Origin of the sequence: Streptococcus pluranimalium (assembly GCF_002953735.1) — a bacterium.
Classification (GTDB): Bacteria; Bacillota; Bacilli; order Lactobacillales; family Streptococcaceae; genus Streptococcus; species Streptococcus pluranimalium.
This window is the reverse complement of the sequence record NZ_CP025536.1, coordinates 435,529-454,716: the sequence shown is the minus strand read 5'-3', so window position 1 is coordinate 454,716 and position 19,188 is coordinate 435,529. Positions and strand designations below refer to the sequence as shown.

Sequence of the window (19,188 nt, the reverse complement as noted above, 5' to 3'; positions counted from 1 at the left end):
TTCTGAATTTTTCAAATTCCTTAAAATGCAGTAATAGCAATCTTTCAAGAGTTTTTAACCTCTCCACATGTGTCATTTCTTAAAATGGTCTTTTCTATCAAAAAAGATTGGTTGGAAAAACAGTTCAAAACAAAGAACTGTCTTCCAACCAATCATTCTAAACTACTTTATTGCCATCATAACTTTTCTGATGATTATATTTTTTATATGGTTTTTATTTATTCTGTTTCATGGTTTCCTAAATTACCTACAAAATTCATATCAATAGCATCAAGTGCTGAGAGTTTGACTTTTTTAACAAATTTCATTGACTTCAAACTTTCTAGAACAGCCGCTTCTTGTTCTTTATCGATATAGATGATGAGGTATTTAAAGCGGCGGGAATGGTACACCATATCACCCAACTTACTTAACTTTCTAGCATCACGGTTGTAATAGAGATAAACCGCAAGACCAATTCTTTCTTTGATTTCCATAATATCCTTTTTTTCTGTTTCAATCTTATTGCTACCATTATAGCAAATTTTCCAAAATAAAAAACCTGCTAGGAGCAGGTTCCAGATTGAAAACAAAGTCTTTTTGAAACTTTCCTTAGGTGATAGCGGACGGCAGCGACTCCCTTTAGGATTCCATGCCTAAGATTTGAACCTAAAGTTTCAAATCTTCCGAGTGGCTGAAACACTATTGTTTCAGCCACTTTTATCACATCGGAAAGTTTCGGTTTGGGCTCGCTTCGCTCGCTAAAAATGATTATTTTTGTAAAGCAGCGTAAAACATTTTTGAAATAAAATAGGTTTGTCTACGTTCTCAAACCAGATAGGAGCAGGCTCTTTATTTTGAGATGATATCAATTATTTCAACTCATTATTATCCATGATAGCGTCAATGAAACCATACTCAAGGGTTTCCTCAGCATCCATCCAACGATCACGTTCAGCATCAATATGGATTTTCTCCATAGTTTGTCCTGAGTTATCAGAAAGAATTTTTTCTAATTTGTGACGTGTTTTCAAGAGGTGTTCAGCCGCAATAGCCATATCCGTTTGTTGGGTACCTCCACCAGTACCGCCCATTGGTTGGTGCATCATGTATTCTGCATTTGGTAACATAAAACGTTTGCCTTTAGCACCTGATGAAGCGATAATAGTTCCCATTGAAGCTGCCATTCCCATAACAATAGTTTGGACATCAGCTTTTATGAAGTTCATGGTATCAACAATTGCTAAGCCAGCTGAAACCGAACCCCCTGGTGTGTTAACGTAAAGGTAAATATCTTTGGTTGGATCCTGTGCATCCAAGAAGAGCAACTGGGCAATCACTGAGTTAGCCATGTTGTCTTCAACTGGACCAGTCAACATGATAATACGGTCTTTTAAGAGACGTGAATAAATATCGTAAGAGCGTTCGCCACGTGATGTTTGTTCAATAACTACTGGAATCATACTTTTTCTCCATTTTTCTTAAGATACAAGACCTAGACTTACCAAGGATATCTTCCTGATTGTCAAGGCACTTGTAAGGATTTTGATTTTCCTTTGATAAACTCAGTTACCAAATTTCTGATTGACTCTATTATAGGTTATAGGTCAATAAAGGTCAAATAAAAAACTCAATTTTTAGCATTCTATATACAAGAGTGCTAATTTTTGTCTAAAAAGGAAAGAGCAATCCATTGCTCTCCTTCGGCTAATGCCAACACTATTTCTATTTTGTACCAAAGAGACGATCACCTGCATCACCTAGACCTGGAACAATGTAGCCATGCTCATTGAGTTTTTCATCAAGCGAAGCTGTGTAGATATCTACATCTGGGTGTGCTGCTTGTAATTTTTCAACACCTTCTGGTGCAGCCACCAAACAAACAAAGCGGATATTGGTCGCACCACGTTTTTTTAGTGAATCTACAGCCAAGATAGCTGAACCACCAGTAGCAAGCATTGGATCAACCAAGAAAATTTGACGTTGATCAATATCTTCTGGTAGTTTGACCAAGTACTCAACTGGTTCAAGTGTTTCTTCGTCACGATACATCCCTATGTGACCAACTTTGGCAGCTGGAACCAGACTCAGCAGGCCGTCAACCATACCGATACCAGCACGAAGAATAGGAACGATAGCTAATTTTTTACCAGCCAATTGTTTCTGAACAGTTGTTGTCACTGGCGTTTCAATTTCAACGTCTTCAAGAGGTAAGTCACGAGACACTTCGTACCCCATCAACATAGCAATTTCATCAACTAATTCTCTAAAATCTTTTGTCGGAGTTGTTGAACGACGTAGGATTGAGAGTTTATGTTGAATGAGCGGATGTGAAATGACTTGGAATTTTCCCATGATGTGAAACCACTTTCTATTGTTTTTATTTATTATACCAAAAAATCCTCCTTGAGGGGAAGATTTGGGTGGTCAATGTCATTATTTTCCACTAGATTTTGGGAAAGACTTTTACCAAGCGATTAAGTGCTTTCTCTAGTAAATGTGTAGGTGTGGCTGTGTTCAAGCGGAAATGATACTCTCCTTCTTTTCCAAACGTTAAACCATCATTCAAAATCAATTTGGCATCTTCTTGAATCATTCGACCCAGTTCATTATGATCGATACCATAATCAGAAAAATCTAGCCAAACTAAGTAGGTGCCTTCTGGCTTCATAACTTTGATCTTTGTTTTGGTTCTCAAGGTTTGGGTGAGTAAATTGATATTCATCTCAAGAACAGTTTTCAGCTCATCTAGCCAAGCTTTTCCGTCTCTAAGAGCTATTTCTGTGGCCAAAAAGCCTAACGTCGAAACTTCGTGTTGATTGTTAACTAATTGGGCATCTTTAAAAGCTTTTCTTAGTTTAGCATTTGGGATTAGTGCAAAGCTATTCTTGGTCCCTGCAATATTGAAGGTCTTTGTCGCACTTGTCAATACCAAGGCAAAATCTTGATAGTCAGGATCGACAGATAAAAGACTATGGTGCTCATTGCCAAAAAGAGCTAAGTCTTGATGAATTTCATCTGAAACAAGATAAACACCGTGCTTACGACAAAGCTCAGCCACTTTGATAATCTCCTCCTTCGTCCAAACACGACCGCCAGGATTATGAGGGCTACAGAAGATGTAAAGCTTTACCTGATTATCAACCAGCTCTTTTTCCAGTCGCTCAAAATCAATTTCAAAATGACCATCCTGGTCCACCAGAGAATTAGTAACCAAGAGTCGCTCTGCTAATTTGACACTGCGAGCAAAAGGAGGGTAAACCGGTGTGTTAATAAGAACCGCATCTCCCTTATTGGTAAAAGCATTGAGCGCTACTGAAATAGCCGGAACAACACCTTCAATCAAGACAATGTCTTCTTTATCAATAGTGACTTGATGTTGCTTTTTTTCCCAGCTTTGAATGGCTTGATAGAGACTCTCTTTAGGAGCGTCGTAACCAAAAACTGAGGTCTTAGCAAACTCTTCTAGGGCTTTTGTCATTTCTGGAAAAACTTGAAAGTCTATATCAGCGATCCATAAAGGAATAATTTCCGGATCTTCTTTGACCTTTTGCCATTTAATGGCATTGGTTTTGAGACGCTCTGGAACGTCTGTAAAATTATACTTGGTCATGCTAACTCCTTATTTGCTCAAGGCTTGCTCTAAATCTGCTTTTAAATCTTCGATGTCTTCAATACCAACAGACAGCCGTAGCAAGTCGTCTGTTAACCCGTAAGAGGCACGGACTTCTGATGGAATATCTGCATGTGTTTGCGTTGCTGGATAGGTAATTAAACTTTCCACACCTCCCAAGCTCTCCGCAAAACTAATGATGTTTAAATGATTTAAGAGTACTGGAATCTTCCCTTGATCTTTAACCTTAAAGGAAATCATCCCACCCTTGCCTGTATATAGAACTTCTTTGATAGCTTGATGATTTTCCAAAAATGCAACCAGCTCTTGGGCATTTTTAGTTGCAGCCTCCATACGAATTTTGAGGGTTTTGAGACCACGCATCAAAAGATAAGAATCAAGTGGCGATAAATTAGGTCCTGTCGTATTGTAATGATACATGAGCTGGTCAAACAAGAATTGGTCATCTGTCACCACCACACCAGCTAAGACATCGTTGTGCCCTGATAAATACTTTGTCGCTGAATGGATAACAATGTCAGCACCAAGCAGAATCGGATTTTGGTAAACAGGACTATAAAAAGTATTATCGACTAACACTTTTGCGCCGTGAGCATGGGCTACTTGAGCCACTTTTGCAATATCAAATTCAACCATCAATGGATTAGTTGGCGTTTCGATATAGACAATATCAGTTGATGCATCAATGGCAGCAATCATTTCCTCTTGAGTATTGGCATAAGTAAACGAAAAACGGCCTTCAGATTCTTGATTGTTAAACCAACGGAATGACCCACCATACAAATCACGCGCCGCAACCACCTTACTGCCGTATGAAAACACTGAAAATGCTAATACAACCGCACTCATCCCCGAGCTCGTTGCTATGGCATAATCTGCTTTTTCAATCTTAGCTAGAGTGGCTTCTAACCTTGTTCTGGTAGGATTTTTTGTTCTCGTATAATCATAACCTGTTGATTTTCCAAATTCTGGATGTTGGTAGGTAGTGGATAAATGGATCGGAGAAACTAGTGATCCTGTCACATCATCTGATTTAATACCCGCTTGTGCTAAAACAGTAGCTAACTGATAATCTTTTGTCATAAATCTCCTTTTCTGACTCAAGAATAACTTATAATCATCATATTTAATCAAGTATATTTATTCTAACACTTCTTAGAAAAGATAGCAGGCAGCGAATTATATAGATTTATGATAGGAAGGTATAGTTTTGAATTATATCCCTCATAACTAATGCTCGAAGAAAATCAAATTCTGACTAGGATAGAGCCGCAGATAGAACTGAAGTTCAGCAAGGTAAACTTGACAACGTCAGATTTTCAATAAGTATAAGTTTAATAAGCCATAAGGTATGAACTCTTGTTAGCACTTACACGATCAAAAAAGGGAGTCGAAAAAGAACTCCCTTTAACCAAAAAATCATTCGTCTCCTTACCCCTACATTGCTCAAAAGATCTGAGAGAGCTTTTGAGGTCACAGATAGAAATGCGATTCTTTTACCCACTTCTACGTCTAGTTTCGAGCCTAAGACGTGAGCAAGACATCCATTCAGAAGTAGTTGCTTGGGACTAAAATCCCTAAGCAACTGTGCAGGGAAACGCTAAAAGCGGTAAATCGCTAAGGATTTCTCCCAACTACTGTATTAAGATGTTAAAACGAACGCCATATTGATAGGAAGGACTTTTTACCCAGCCCCTTTTAATAACTTATGAAATCTTAAAGCGCTCACGTAAACGATTGGCACGACCTCCAATTAGCTTATCAAGCATCCGTGTTTTCAATGACATATAACCGTAGCTCATCATCCCAACTGCACCAACAATAACCACATAAAGTACGCTATGAATACGGCTAGCAGGATCCAGCACCAAATGCAAAATAAGCGTTACAAGGGCTGCTAAAATAGCCATGATAATTGTCATTACATTGATTAACTGCAAACGACGATTTAAGCCTGAAGGGCTAATTCCTGTTAATTGCTGTAAACGGAGGTAACTGAGGACAATCGGAACAGCCAAGGCGATAGAAGTCGATAAAAGAGGTCCATAACCATGAAATAAATAAATCATCGGAACCTGCAAGATAACCTTCGTCACCAACCCATAACTAAAATAACGCATGGCTTTTCTATTTTCAAACATGGCTTGAAGCATTGGCGACAACATAATATATAAGGCTAAAAATAACGTTTGAACCATTGCTGCCACAAACAATCCCAGGGCCATGTCAGTCGGCGCACCATAGAAAATCGTATAGACTGGCTTAGCTAAAATAAGAATCCCGACAATCGCTGGCATAATAAACATAAAGAGCATCTGCAAGTTGTTAGCGATGAGACTTGCTGCTGCTTTCATATCTTTTTTGACATAATTTTCTGTCAACAGCGCAATCCCTACGCCACCAATCGAGCCAGCTACAGAAACCAGAAGCATCACAATCTTGTTAGGATTAGAGGCAAAGTAAGCAAATTGAACCGATAATTCCGACCGACTATAATGGCTAATCATTGCCATAAAGTTAGCATAAGTAAACTGATCAATCAGACTAAAAATTTGAATGGCAGAGCCCGTTACAATAAAAGGAATCGCTTCTTTTAAAGTCTCAAGCAACAAGCCTTTCGCATCTACTGAAATGTCTTTTGTTTTCTCAAAAAAAATAGGTTTTAATAGCTTTGCCTTAGCTAGATAATAGAACAGAACTCCCATGCTAGCTAGCATTCCAAGAAAGGCTGCAAAAGTTGACTGTGTCACTGCCTTGACATAATCACCTGAACCAAGCTGCATAACGAAGTAAGCTGTCAATAGCATCCACACCACACGAATAAACTGCTCTGCTACCTGACTTTTAGCAAAGGGAGCCAAATCATTATGACCTTGAAAAATGCCTCGAATAACACTCATCATCGGGAAGATCAAAACAGACCAGGATAAACTTTGAATAACTGGTACCAATTCATGCCCCACTCCTGAAAGTTTAGCAATGATAGGTGACAAGAGAAACATCGTTCCTGCACTAACAAGCCCTAAAATCAACATTAACTTTAGGAATTCACGAATCAACTGGATACTCTCAGATTTTTTATTTAAAGCATTATACTTAGCAATCTGTTTAGCTACTGCGACATTAAGTCCAGAAGTTGAGATCAAGAGAAAGAGGGAATAGATATTATACCCTTGTGTAAATAAGGCATTTGCCTTGTCCGCATGGCTTCCCATCCACAAATACCAAGGAATGATATAAACAACTCCCAATAAGCGACTGATAAAATTACCAGCTGCAGACCAGGCAGTCCCACGCATCATTTGCTCCTGTTGGGAGACTTTTGCTTTGCTTTCAGACATTTTCCTATCCTTTTAAAATTTATTCAATTTATTATAAACTTTTGCCTAGGACTTGTAAAACTATAGCCATAGGTCTAAAATAAGAAGTATGATGCAAATAGAAACCGTATTAGATATTTTAAAAAACGACCACAATTATCGCCAAATCAATCATCCTGAAGGCTTCTTCTATAACTGGCAAGGTGTTGCCTTTGACAATCTTAGCTATGACAGTCGCGATGCAGATGCTAAAACACTCTTTTTTGCTAAAGGGTCATCCTTCAAAGCTGAATTTCTTGAACAAGCCATTTCCAAAGGGCTGAGTTGGTATATTTCTGAAATTGATTATGAAGTAGGTATCCCAGCCATCCTTGTCAACGATATCAAGCAAGCGATGAGTCTGATTGCCATGGCTTTCTATGATAATCCGCAAGAAAAATTACAATTATTAGCTTTTACAGGGACTAAAGGTAAAACAACTGCCGCTTATTTCGCCTACCATATTCTGAAACAAAGTCATCAACCAGCCATGCTTTCTACCATGAATACAACGCTAGATGGCAAGACTTTTTTCAAGTCAAGATTGACAACACCTGAGAGCTTGGACCTTTTTAAAATGATGGCTGAAGCTGTTTCAAATGGTATGACTCATCTGATCATGGAAGTCTCTAGCCAAGCTTATCTGGTGAAACGTGTCTATGGCTTGACCTTCGATGTTGGTGTCTTTCTCAACATCAGTCCTGATCATATCGGACCGATCGAACACCCAACTTTTGAAGATTATTTCTACCACAAGCGCCAGTTGATGGTTAACAGCAAGGCTACCATTGTTAACAGTGGAATGGATCATTTTCAAGTTGTCAAAGAAGAAGTTGAAAAACTTCCCCATGATTTTTATGGTCAAAACTCCGACAATACTATCGAAAACAGCTCTGCCTTCTCTTTCGATGCTAAAGGCAAACTAGCTGGACATTACGATATGCAATTAATCGGTGACTTCAATCAAGAGAATGCCCTTGCTGCAGGATTAGCCTGCCTACGCCTCGGAGCAAGTCTGGAAGATATCCAAAAAGGCATCGCCCAAACCAGTGTTCCTGGCCGTATGGAGGTCTTGACCCAGACAAATGGTGCTAAGGTTTTTGTTGATTATGCCCATAATGGCGATAGTTTAACCAAGTTGCTAGATGTTGTCAGCCAACACCAAAAAGGGCAAATGACTCTTATTCTAGGAGCTCCCGGCAACAAGGGAGAAAGCCGACGTGCTGACTTTGGACATGTCATCAATCAATACCCGGATTTAGATATCATCTTAACTGCTGATGATCCTAACTTTGAAGATCCACAAACCATCTCCGAAGAAATTGCCAGCTATATCCACAGACCAGTTCAAATCATTATTGACCGCGAAAAAGCTATCGAAACAGCCATGCGTCAAAGCAAAACTGAAAATGATGCTGTCATTATTGCTGGAAAGGGAGCAGATGCCTACCAGATCGTTGAAGGCAAACATGCTAAATACCCTGGTGACCTTCTTGTCGCTAAATCCTTTCTATAGACTATTTAGAATGATTATCACTTCTTTTTGTAACCATTATTGATATTTTTTTGAATGATTATTGTTAAGAGTGTTTTCTATAAAAAGAGAAGAAAAGGGCTTTTGTAAGCCCTTTTACTATGCTATAATCAAATTCGTATTAGCCTTGTTGGTCTTTCATAAAATCATTCATGTCTTCATCTAGTGATTTGTAACAGCCATCTTTGCTATCCAAATAAGCCATCACTTCAAAAGGAGGATTTGTCTTGTCTGAGATTCACGCTCAACATATTGACGTGGCCTACGACCATCATACCATTATTGAAAATCTATCCGTCAAGATTCCTCACGGAGCGATTACGACCATTATCGGTGCCAATGGCTGTGGAAAATCTACCTTGCTCAAAGCTTTAACACGTATCCACAGTATCAATAAAGGACAGATTTATCTGGACGGGCAAGCCATAGCTCAAATGCCTACGAAGGAGGTTGCTAAAAAAATCGCTCTATTACCACAAGTTTTAGAAGCAACTGAAGGAATTACGGTCTATGAGTTAGTATCCTATGGGCGTTTTCCCCATCAAAAATATCTGGGAAGCCTGACAACTCACGATCGTAGTCGTATTCACTGGGCTATGGAGATGACCAAGATTACAGATTTAGCCAATCTCGAAGTGGATAGCCTCAGTGGTGGGCAAAGGCAACGTGTCTGGATTGCGATGGCTTTGGCGCAAGATACAGACACTATTTTCCTGGATGAACCGACAACTTATTTGGATTTAAATCATCAACTTGAAGTCCTAGAGCTCTTGGCAGATTTAAACAAGAAGTCCCATAAAACCATCATTATGGTGCTTCATGATTTGAATTTATCAGCACGATTTTCGGATCATATTATCGCTATGAAAAACGGCAAGATTCAGTACCAAGGATCTGTTGAAGACATCATCACATCCGAACGTATTGAAGATATTTTTCACATTAAGGCTCATATCATCGAGGATCCTGTTTCCACACGTCCTATTTTACTATCTTATCAATTACTACCTTTGGAGGATTTATGACATTTCGCAAACTCTTAACACTCATTTGTCTGTTTACAGTCTCTTTTCTTCTAGTTGCTTGTGCTTCTTCTAAACAAGAAAGCTCAAAGCCAGAGGAAGTCAAAATCTCCAGCATGCCTAAAATAAAAGGGTTTACCTACTACGGTGATATCCCTGAAAATCCTAAAAAAGTTGTTAACTTCGCTTATTCATACACAGGACATCTCTTGAAACTCGGTGTTGACGTATCTTCTTTTTCTCTTGATTTAGAAAAGAATAGCGCCGCCTTTGGGGATAAACTGAAAGGCTTACCACAACTCAAATCAGCTGATACAGAAGCTATTGCTGCTGAAGAGCCGGATCTAATCATTGTTTTCTCACTTGATGAAAACATTGATAAACTCAAAGAAATTGCACCTGTACTAGCCATCGAATTCGGTGCTAGCGACTACTTGGAGGTCATGAACCAGTTTGGACAAGTATTTGGCAAAGAAAAAGTAGCTAAAGCCTGGCGTCAAGATTGGGACAAAAAAGTGTCTGAAACTAAAAAAGAACTAGCTAATCAACTCAAGCCCGACACAACCTTTACAGTTATGGATTTCTATGACAAGAGCATCTATCTTTACGGTCCAGAATTTGGGCGTGGTAGTGAATTAATCTACCGTGCCCTGGGTTACAAAGCTCCTCAAAAAGTTCAAGAGGACGTCTTTAAAGACGGTTGGTTCGGAGTTTCTCAAGAAGTTCTTGGCGACTATATCGGGGACTATGCGGTTGTTAATATCAATAAAGACAATGAAAAAGCAGCTTCATCACTTAAAGAAAGTGATGTTTGGAAAAATATTCCCGCTGTCAAAGCAGGTCACGTCTTAGAAGTGGACTACAATCTCTTCTACTTCGCTGATCCAATGTCTCTTGATCTCCAATTAGATGCTTTTACGGAGGCTATCCAAAAAGCTAATTAATCATTAGAAAGGCTACCATGACGCCCTCAATGACTCATCAAAATAGGCCAAAATGTCTTTGGCTTGTTTTTTTCATCCTGACTATCTTACTTCTTTTAGGAAGCTATATTGGCTTACGCTTTGGCGCTATCAATTTTTCGAATTCAGAATTGCTAACTACCCTACAGCAGCCCCTCACTCATTCAAATATCCAAGATATTGTCATTGACATTCGCCTACCAAGGATGTTGGCAGCTCTTTTTGTTGGCGCAGCAATGTCGCAATCAGGTGCTATGATGCAAGGTATTACAAGAAATGTCATTGCTGACCCAGGCCTTCTTGGCATTAATGCTGGAGCTGGTTTATCCCTCATCATCGCCTATGCTTTTTGGGGCAATTTGCACTACTTTCAAATTCTATTGATTTGTCTACTCGGTTCTAGTCTAGCAGCCGTGATGGTTTTTATTCTCGCTTATCAAAAAGGTAAGGGCTACAATCAACTGAGATTAATCTTAGCAGGTGCTATGGTTTCCACCTTATTTTCAGCGATTGGACAAGCTATTACGATCTATTTTGACCTTGAAACCACTGTCATTGGTTGGCAGGCAGGTGGACTCTCACAAATCAACTGGTCAATGATTTCCTTGATTATTCCCATCATCAGTATCGGACTGATCTTGGCACAATTATTTGCCCATCAGTTAACGATCCTCAGTTTAAATGAAACAGTAGCCAAGGCTCTTGGGCAAGAAACGTTTCTGACGACATTATTACTATTAGTCATTGTTTTGGTTATCTCATCTGGGGCTGTCGCTATGGTTGGTTCGATAGCTTTTGTTGGGTTAATTATCCCTCATGCCATAAAGCTTTTTGTTCCAAAGGATTACCGCCTCATTCTCCCTCTATCAGCTTACGCTGGAGCTGTATTTCTGCTTTGGGTAGATATTATCTCGCGAATGATCAATCCACCAAGAGAAACACCAATCAGTGCTATTATCGCTGTTGTCGGGCTTCCTTGCTTCCTATGGCTTATTAGGAAGGGGAAGTATTTATGATGACACACCCAAACCGCATTAAACTCACCTTTCTCGTATTAGCTTTGCTACTTGTTTCTTGTTTTGTCATTGCCTTGTCAGTAGGCTATGCCAATGCTTCCATCATGGATCTTGTTGAGGTCTTGACCGGTCAAGCTTCTAAGGGAATGACTCTGATCATTGCTAAAATCCGTTTACCACGAATTCTTGCCTGTCTTTTAGGGGGTGGCTCGCTTGCCTTATCGGGGTTACTTTTGCAGAATCTAACCAAAAATCCTTTGGCCGACTCCGGTATTTTAGGGATCAATTCTGGAGCTGGTTTAGTAGTAGCTCTGGTTGTTGGTTATTCTGATTTATCAGATATAACGACCATGGCAGTGACGCCTTTCTTAGCAATGTTTGGTGGTATAAGTACTATTGTCCTGGTTTACTTGATTTCACGTAAAAAGAACCACGGGGTTAGCCCAACTCGTTTAATCATTGCAGGTATAGGAATGTCTAGTCTCTTATCTGGACTGATGGTAACCATTGTCTCCAGTATTGATGACTTTAAGGTTGACTTTATTGTTAGCTGGTTGAGCGGTAGTATTTCGGGAGGATCTTGGTCAAGAGTCATTATCTTTGCACCTGCTTTGCTACTTATTTGGGGCATTACTTATACCAAAAGTCAATCCCTAAACATTATGAATCTCAATGAACAAACAGCATTAGCCTTGGGCTTGAATCTTCATAAAGAAAGACTGATTGTCCTTATCTTATCAACTGCCTTAGCTTCCCTCAGCGTTGTCTTAATTGGTAATATTACCTTTATCGGTCTTGTTGCTGGTCATATCACACGCAAGTTATTAGGAGCAAATCATCATTTGACCATACCAAGTAGTATTATTCTAGGTATGATCTTACTCTTGGTTGCTGACACTATCGGTAGGGTCTTATTGGTTGGCACAGGCATTCCAACTGGTATTATTGTTACCCTAATCGGAGCGCCTTATTTCCTCTATCTTATGACCAAAGTCAAACTATAAAAAACACAGACATCAACATTGATGTCTGTATTTTTAGTTTATGCATTGAAGCTTTCTGTCAATTGTGGCACCACTTGTTTCTTACGTGACACAGCTCCTGCTAGGAAAGCATGGTTGCTATCTAATTTGAAATTAAAGGCTGCTTCAACCTTATCCATATTTGAACCAAGAGCAAGGATTTCTGAGTTTGAGTTAAGAATATCTGTAATCATCAAAACAAAGTCTGAGTAACCTTCTGAAACGATCGCTTCAGAAATAGCTGCTTCAATCTCTTCTTGACGGTTCAATACATCGTTGATATCAACAGTGTTAACTTGAGCGACACGAACATTGTTACCATTAAGTTCAAAGGTTTTAGCATCGATATCAATCAATTCTGCTGCTGACTTGCTAGCAAGATTAGTACCCGCTTTGAGCAATTCAAGCCCATACTCTTCCAAGTTAACACCAGCAATTTCTGCCAATTCTTTAGCCACTTGTGGGTCTGACTCATGAGTTGTTGGTGATTTCAAGAGAAGGGTATCTGAAATCAAGCCTGAAAGCAAGAGACCAGCCACTTCTTTTGGAAGTTCAACGCTGTTTTCTTTAGCAGCGCGGTAAACGATAGATGATGCTGACCCAACTGGCTCTAAACGCATGTAAAGAGGGTTTGCTGTCTCAAAATTAGCCACACGGTGGTGGTCAATCACAGCCGCAACTTCAACATCACGAATATCTGAGATAGACTGTTGGAATTCATTGTGGTCTGTCAAGATAACTTGGCTAACACCTTCTGCTTTAGCAGACTCAACTACACGAGGTGCTTCAACACCAAAGTAGTTAAGGGCAAAAGCTGTTTCCTCATTTGGTGTGCCAAGGGCTACAGCTTCAGCATCACGACCAAAGGCTGTACGCTCCAAGTAAGCCCAACCGTATGATGATGCAATAGCATCTGTGTCAGGATTTTGGTGACCAAAAACTAAAAATTTAGACATGTTTATACCTCTTCATTATTTTAAATTCTGTTACATTATACCACAAGTCAAGCTATCTACCAAAAGGCTTGCTGGTAAATCACGAGGACAGCAGATATCACATAAAAAAACTAGAGAAAATCCCCTAGTTTCATATCTTAAGCACCTTGCATGCGTTTTAAATATTCTGTATAGCTTTCTGTTTGCATGATATCCTTAGCATTTTGAACTCGGGCTGCTGTGGGTGGTTTAACGCCCTCAAGCTTGTAAGGAATGCCCAATTCACGCCATTTGAATTCGCCCATAGTATGGTAGGGAAGAATTTCAAACTTATCGACATTTTTGAGCGTTTTTACGAATTCTCCTAACTCTTCCAATTCCTCATCAACATCAGTCAAGCCTGGTACCAAAACATGGCGAATCCAGACAGGTTTGCCCTTGTCTGAGAGATAACGCGCACAAGCTAGGATATTACGGTTGGATTGTCCTGTAACAATCTTGTGTTTCTCAGGACGGATAGCCTTGATGTCTAGCAAGACCAAGTCCGTGACTTCTAGGAGCCTGTCAAAAATCTCATGATAGGCTGGTTTATCACGAAAAGGTAGGGCACAAGTATCCAAAGTACAGTGAATACCGTATTTTTTGGCTTCATGAAAGAGAGCTGTTACAAACTCGATTTGTAGGAGTGCTTCCCCACCTGAAACGGTAATACCCCCATTTTTTCCCCAGAAATGACGGTACTTCATCGCCTCATTTAAAACGTCTTCGACGGTTCTTTCCTGAGAATTGTTGGTTTCCATTTGCCAAGTATCAGGATTGTGACAATATTGACAACGCATTTTACAACCTTGCATGAAAACAATAAAACGAATTCCTGGGCCATCAACCGAACCGAAACTTTCTGTCGAGTGGACCATTCCCGTTACTTGCGAATAATCAATCTCAGTCATTGCAACCTCCCATACATGAAAAATTTATGTAACCGTTTTTATAATTTCTATTATACACTTTTCACAAGTAAAACAAAAGTATCACAAGGAAATGTCCTCAGAAATAGCACAAGTTCTTTTATAGTACAGACCGTCATCGATTTCTCTCTAGTTTTATAGCACAAAAAATTCAGAGCTCATTTGAACTCTGAATTGTCAACTTAGGCTTCTTCTTCCTCTTCAGGAATGCCTGAAACCAATAATTTTAATTTATTAATACGGCCATCTTTGACCTTATCATTAATAAGCGTTAAACGCTTGTCGCTACTATCAACAGTATAGGACTCTTTGACTTCTTGACTTGGAATGGAACCAACCCCAGTTAAATAGAAACCGGCAATGGTATCAACATCATCACTTTCCAAGTTAGTATCAAAATAGTCGTTGAATTCATTAAGGGTCATTGTCCCTTTGACAATATAGGTATTATCATCGATTTCACGAACGGATTCAGCTGCAAGATCCGTTTCATCATCGATTTCACCAACAATCTCTTCAAGCAGGTCTTCCAAAGTCGCAATACCAGCTAATCCCCCGTATTCATCCAAAAGAATAGCCATTTGATTTTGCGTTGCTCGTAATTGCGTTAGCAAATCATCCACAAAGATAGTCTCAGGAACGAATAAAGGCTCCTGCATAATACGACGAATGTTGATCTTATCAAAGCCATTAGCAAAAGCATCATTAAGGATTTTCTTGGTATGGATAAGACCTATCACCCTGTCCTTATCCCCATCATAAACAGGGATACGAGAATAGTTTTCTTTTAAAATCGCTTGAACAATTTCTTTGATGTCATCGTTAATATCCACCATGAATGCATCTGTTCGAGGCACCATAACCTCTCGAGCCATCATCTCGTCAAGTGAAAAAATCCCTTGAAGCATGCCAATTTCTTCCGCATCCAGCGATGCTTCACTATTGGTTAAGATATACTCAATCTCATCACGTGTCATCTGCTCATCCGCATCATCAAAACTCATCGGTGTGATACGACTGAGAAGGTTGGTTGAAGCTGAGAGCAACCATACGAAGGGACTAACGATCTTACTCAAAACCAGAATCACTGGTGCAGAAATAACCGCAAGATTTTCCTTAAGGTTCATGGCAATTCGCTTGGGATACAATTCACCAAGAACAATCGAAATATATGTCAGGAAAATAAGCGACACTGCATTACCAGCAGAACCTGCAAATCTAGAGTCTCCAAACCAACCCGCAATAACATCTCCTAGTGAATCCGCAAATTGGGCTCCGGCTAAGAGATTAATAAGCGTGATGCCAACCTGAATGGTTGATAAAAAGTTATTAGGATTTTCTAAAACCTTCAACAAGCGGACGAATTTCTTTTCGCCCTCTTCAGCTTTTTGCTCAACTCGAGAACGGTTCAAAGAAACGAGAGCCATCTCACTAGCTGAGAAAAAGGCATTTAGCAAGGTTAAAACAAGTAATAAAATAAACTGTAAAATCAAGGACTGACCGGGGTCTTCCATCAATGTTCTCCTAAAAAATAAGTATAGTGCTTATATTATAGCATAAAATCAAGGGCGAGTGTAAGCATTTCTGCCCTAAACAACAGTCTTAAAGCGTTTTTTTCTGAAATCCTGTCACTAAAAATAGGTGACATTGACTTAAATGTCTGAAAAATCATAGAGTTGAGGGTACTCATGGCACTCTGGATTTTTAGGGTGACAAATCGCACGCCCAAAATAAATCATGGCTTGATGAGCTGGGAGCCACTTTTCTTCAGGCAAGACCTCCATGACACGCTTTTCGATTTCAAGTGGGGTTGCTGATTTCTTGACGATATCATGGTGTTTACAAATCCTAGTCACATGAGTATCCACTGCGAAAGCTGGGATACCAAAACCAACACTCATCACAACATTAGCTGTCTTACGCCCCACACCAGCCAAACTCTCCAACTCAGGTCGCGTTCTGGGAACTTCTCCACCAAAATCTTCCAAGAGCTGCTGGGAGCATTTCTTTAAAAACTTAGCCTTATTGCGATAAAGACCTAGTCGAGAAATATACTTGGCAATCTCGCCTTCTTCTGCCAAAGCCATATCAGCCGGTGTTGGAAAAGCCTCAAAGAGAGCTGGTGTCACCTTATTGACCGCTGCGTCTGTCGTTTGAGCAGACAAGGTCACAGCTACCAATAATTCAAAACTGTTGCGAAAATCCAAACTAGGCTTAGCATCTGGAAAAAGAGCGATAATCTCTTCGATAACCTTACGTGCGCGTTTTTTTGATAAAACCATAACCATTCCTTTTTGTTTTTTACTATTATAGCATGTTGCACAAGAGAAAAACACCAGCTTATCTTCACTGATGTTTTGCTATATTATGAAAGATTTAAATCCTCATAAGGCGTACGGTAGCCGATTTGTAGGACCTTGTCATCCTTGATAAGGATAGGCCGTTTGATGAGCATGCCGTCTTGTGACAAGAGTTCCAGTGCCTCATCAACTGTCAACGTATCGAACTTGTCTTTGAGACCCAACTCCCTATAGGAATTTCCCGAGATATTGAAAAACTTCTTCAAATCAAGGTCGGAATTCTCCAAAAGTTCCTTGAGAAGACTCACCTTGGGCGGATTCGTCTTGATATCAACAGAACGATAGTCCAGACCAAGCATCTCTAGCTCCTTCTTAGCCTTCTTGCAGGTCGTGCATTTAGGGTATTCGTAAAAAGTATACATCATTTCTCCAATTCTAAGAGCGCCACCTTGCGCTCGATGCCACCAGCATAGCCCGTCAAAGACCCATCAGCCCCTAGCACACGGTGGCAGGGCACGATGATGGACAGGGGATTTTTACCAACGGCAGAGCCAATAGCTTGCGCAGACTTGCAGTTGAGGGCTGTGGCCAGTTGACCATAGGTCGTCGTTTGACCGTAGGGAATGGCCGCTAGCGCTGACCAGACCCGATGCTGAAAGGCAGTCCCATGTGGAGCCAGTCTCAATCGACCAGAGTCAGGCTTGCGCCCCGCAAAATAGTCGTCCAGCCAAGCCTTAGCCGCCAGATGAGGAGCCACCTCCTGCTCCACAATCTGAGCTGTCTCAAAACCACGCTCAAAATAAGCCTGCCCAACAAAGTAAAGCCCCAAAAGCGACACCTCATCAGCCAAAAGACTGATCGGACCGAGTGGGGATTGGTAAAGGGATTTGTAGATAGTCATAGGGGTTTAATCATTATTGTTGGTGGTAGTAAAAAATATTTCAGTTGTGAGATAACGGTAATTATTTTAGGAAAATTACCATAAAAATTTAGATTTTTAGGCTTTTTTAAAATGATTTTGAAGTCAGAAAAATCGAACACTAAGATACATTAACCAATCAAACATTAAAAACATTTTACTGAATATACTCTTACTTTTATAAGATGATAAAAATCATTAATTTTTATTTTCTGACTCTAAATAATTTTTCCGTATCTTCAACAGTATATAATAAATCAGGGTTAAAAATTTTCATCTGTTTATAAGTTGCTGTCAATAATTTTTTTTTTATCATAAATTGATAGTAGACAGAATTATCTTGTGAAATTGGACTACCGTATATTATATAATGAGGTACGCGAATATCTATAGATTTGTGATTTTCTTCAGATTTTGATTTAATTGAAGTCATCTGATAGGATAGATAAATATCATAATCAACATGTGCAGTTTTATTAAACAATAGATTGAAAGACAATTTTCTCGAATCTTTATCGATAGTTTCGGAAACAATTTTAGTATAATTCTTTTTAGACGAATTTATTTTAAATAATAATATCTCGTCAATATTACCTCCTCCAGATGCAGCACCTGTTGGTGGAAAAATGAATTTATTATTTTTAGCATCATATTGTAATATTTTTTTTCCTTTGGAGTTCCCCTTAGAATTTTGAATGTCTAAAGAAATCAAATCGTCTTGATTTAACTGTTTTTTCATTTCTTTGAAAATTGAGTCTTTGTTCAAATTTATACTAAAAATTTTTCTAATATCACCACTATTTAATCGGACATTAGAGGAGTATTTTGAAATTTCCTTATCCTTCGAATTAATATTTACATTACTAATTTTCAAGTGATAAGTCTCATCTACATTTTTATTACCATTTTGCATTATAAATGCATCAAAAGTTTGACTTTTATCGTTAAAACCATAATGCGCCACTAGGTCACTAAATTCAAAATTAGAAAATTTAACATTTTTTATCATTATAGAATCAACTGTAACGGCCTTTTCTCCAGAAAAATGAACATCATTAATTATATGATTCGAAAATTGGTTATTTTGATCAGCTTCATTAACTATATAATCACCAATAATTCTAGGGGCATCTCTAACAGTAATTGAATTTATTTTAATATCATCATGCAAAGTATGGATTAAATTCGTAACTATTGGAATCATTGACGAGATTATAACTGGTAAAACTAATACAGAAAATATTCTTTTTAAAATTCCTTTTAATTTCTTTTTCTTATCTCTATGGATGTGATTATTTTTTCTAGAATATATTTTTAATTGTTCTCTTTTTTTCATACTTATATTATAACAAAAAAATCTGACTATTTATATAAATTAAAAAACATTTATTCCCTTAACTATTAAGATTGTTTATAAAAATTGTAGAATTAATTTTAGATTGATTACTTTTAACTTAGAAGTGAATAAATTACACAAAACTAGACAGAGGAAAAAGTCAGTCAATAAATAGTTTGACATCGTCTTAAAATGTTCTTGA

The 19,188-nt window shown here is 38.8% G+C and carries 18 protein-coding genes; 5 read left to right on the top strand and 13 right to left on the bottom strand.

Annotated features, from left to right (window positions below; all coding sequences use genetic code 11):
• Window positions 1–218: 218 nt before the first annotated feature.
• The 6 genes from C0J00_RS02285 to C0J00_RS02255 form a co-directional block, all read right to left on the bottom strand.
• Window positions 219–476 carry a DUF2129 domain-containing protein gene (locus C0J00_RS02285; RefSeq protein ID WP_104968804.1) on the bottom strand — a complete coding sequence of 86 codons (258 nt, stop codon included), beginning with the start codon at window positions 474–476 and terminating at the stop codon, window positions 219–221.
• Between the two features lie 375 nt (window positions 477–851).
• Window positions 852–1,442, bottom strand: a complete 591-nt coding sequence (locus C0J00_RS02275; RefSeq protein WP_104967377.1) for an ATP-dependent Clp protease proteolytic subunit — start codon at window positions 1,440–1,442, stop codon at window positions 852–854.
• A 262-nt stretch (window positions 1,443–1,704) separates the two neighbouring features.
• Complete coding sequence (gene upp, locus C0J00_RS02270) at window positions 1,705–2,334, bottom strand: uracil phosphoribosyltransferase (RefSeq protein WP_104967376.1); 630 nt, start codon at window positions 2,332–2,334, stop codon at window positions 1,705–1,707.
• Window positions 2,335–2,425: 91 nt separating this feature from the next.
• Window positions 2,426–3,592, bottom strand: a complete 1,167-nt coding sequence (locus C0J00_RS02265) for a MalY/PatB family protein (protein ID WP_104967375.1) — start codon at window positions 3,590–3,592, stop codon at window positions 2,426–2,428.
• A 9-nt stretch (window positions 3,593–3,601) separates the two neighbouring features.
• Window positions 3,602–4,696, bottom strand: a complete 1,095-nt coding sequence (locus C0J00_RS02260) for a cystathionine gamma-synthase (RefSeq protein ID WP_104967374.1) — start codon at window positions 4,694–4,696, stop codon at window positions 3,602–3,604.
• A gap of 623 nt (window positions 4,697–5,319) precedes the next feature.
• On the bottom strand, window positions 5,320–6,954 hold the full coding sequence (locus C0J00_RS02255; protein ID WP_104967373.1) for a putative polysaccharide biosynthesis protein: 1,635 nt from the start codon (window positions 6,952–6,954) through the stop codon (window positions 5,320–5,322).
• A gap of 88 nt (window positions 6,955–7,042) precedes the next feature.
• Between C0J00_RS02255 and C0J00_RS02250 the strand changes: the two genes are divergently transcribed.
• From C0J00_RS02250 to C0J00_RS02230, 5 genes are all read left to right on the top strand, one after another.
• Complete coding sequence (locus C0J00_RS02250; protein ID WP_104967372.1) at window positions 7,043–8,488, top strand: UDP-N-acetylmuramoyl-L-alanyl-D-glutamate--L-lysine ligase; 1,446 nt, start codon at window positions 7,043–7,045, stop codon at window positions 8,486–8,488.
• A 245-nt stretch (window positions 8,489–8,733) separates the two neighbouring features.
• Entirely contained in the window at window positions 8,734–9,531 is a 798-nt protein-coding gene (locus tag C0J00_RS02245; RefSeq protein WP_104967371.1) for an ABC transporter ATP-binding protein, read from the top strand.
• Window positions 9,528–10,472 carry an ABC transporter substrate-binding protein gene (locus C0J00_RS02240; RefSeq protein ID WP_104967370.1) on the top strand — a complete coding sequence of 315 codons (945 nt, stop codon included), beginning with the start codon at window positions 9,528–9,530 and terminating at the stop codon, window positions 10,470–10,472. Before C0J00_RS02245 ends, C0J00_RS02240 begins: the two co-directional genes overlap by 4 nt.
• 17 nt (window positions 10,473–10,489) lie before the next feature.
• Window positions 10,490–11,506: a FecCD family ABC transporter permease gene (locus tag C0J00_RS02235; protein WP_104967369.1), complete on the top strand. Its 1,017-nt coding sequence runs from the start codon at window positions 10,490–10,492 to the stop codon at window positions 11,504–11,506.
• The gene (locus tag C0J00_RS02230) at window positions 11,503–12,510 is read left to right on the top strand and encodes a FecCD family ABC transporter permease (protein WP_104967368.1); all 1,008 of its coding nucleotides are present in this window, start codon (window positions 11,503–11,505) and stop codon (window positions 12,508–12,510) included. The genes C0J00_RS02235 and C0J00_RS02230 overlap by 4 nt, the downstream gene beginning before the upstream one ends.
• 38 nt (window positions 12,511–12,548) lie before the next feature.
• On the opposite strand, the gene C0J00_RS02225 is transcribed toward C0J00_RS02230, so the two are convergent.
• The 7 genes from C0J00_RS02225 to C0J00_RS02195 all read right to left on the bottom strand — a co-directional run bounded on the left by C0J00_RS02225 (window position 12,549) and on the right by C0J00_RS02195 (window position 18,986).
• Window positions 12,549–13,484, bottom strand: coding sequence for a manganese-dependent inorganic pyrophosphatase (locus tag C0J00_RS02225; RefSeq protein WP_104967367.1), 936 nt, complete (start codon window positions 13,482–13,484; stop codon window positions 12,549–12,551).
• 137 nt (window positions 13,485–13,621) lie between these two features.
• The gene (gene pflA / locus C0J00_RS02220) at window positions 13,622–14,413 is read right to left on the bottom strand and encodes a pyruvate formate-lyase-activating protein (protein WP_104967366.1); all 792 of its coding nucleotides are present in this window, start codon (window positions 14,411–14,413) and stop codon (window positions 13,622–13,624) included.
• Between the two features lie 200 nt (window positions 14,414–14,613).
• Window positions 14,614–15,945, bottom strand: a complete 1,332-nt coding sequence (locus tag C0J00_RS02215) for a hemolysin family protein (protein ID WP_104967365.1) — start codon at window positions 15,943–15,945, stop codon at window positions 14,614–14,616.
• Window positions 15,946–16,083: 138 nt separating this feature from the next.
• Entirely contained in the window at window positions 16,084–16,713 is a 630-nt protein-coding gene (nth, locus tag C0J00_RS02210; RefSeq protein ID WP_104967364.1) for an endonuclease III, read from the bottom strand.
• Between the two features lie 83 nt (window positions 16,714–16,796).
• Window positions 16,797–17,153, bottom strand: a complete 357-nt coding sequence (locus C0J00_RS02205; RefSeq protein WP_104967363.1) for a Spx/MgsR family RNA polymerase-binding regulatory protein — start codon at window positions 17,151–17,153, stop codon at window positions 16,797–16,799.
• Window positions 17,153–17,632: a methylated-DNA--[protein]-cysteine S-methyltransferase gene (locus C0J00_RS02200; protein ID WP_104967362.1), complete on the bottom strand. Its 480-nt coding sequence runs from the start codon at window positions 17,630–17,632 to the stop codon at window positions 17,153–17,155. Before C0J00_RS02200 ends, C0J00_RS02205 begins: the two co-directional genes overlap by 1 nt.
• Window positions 17,633–17,855: 223 nt before the next feature.
• Complete coding sequence (locus C0J00_RS02195) at window positions 17,856–18,986, bottom strand: hypothetical protein (RefSeq protein ID WP_104967361.1); 1,131 nt, start codon at window positions 18,984–18,986, stop codon at window positions 17,856–17,858.
• Window positions 18,987–19,188: the final 202 nt, after the last annotated feature.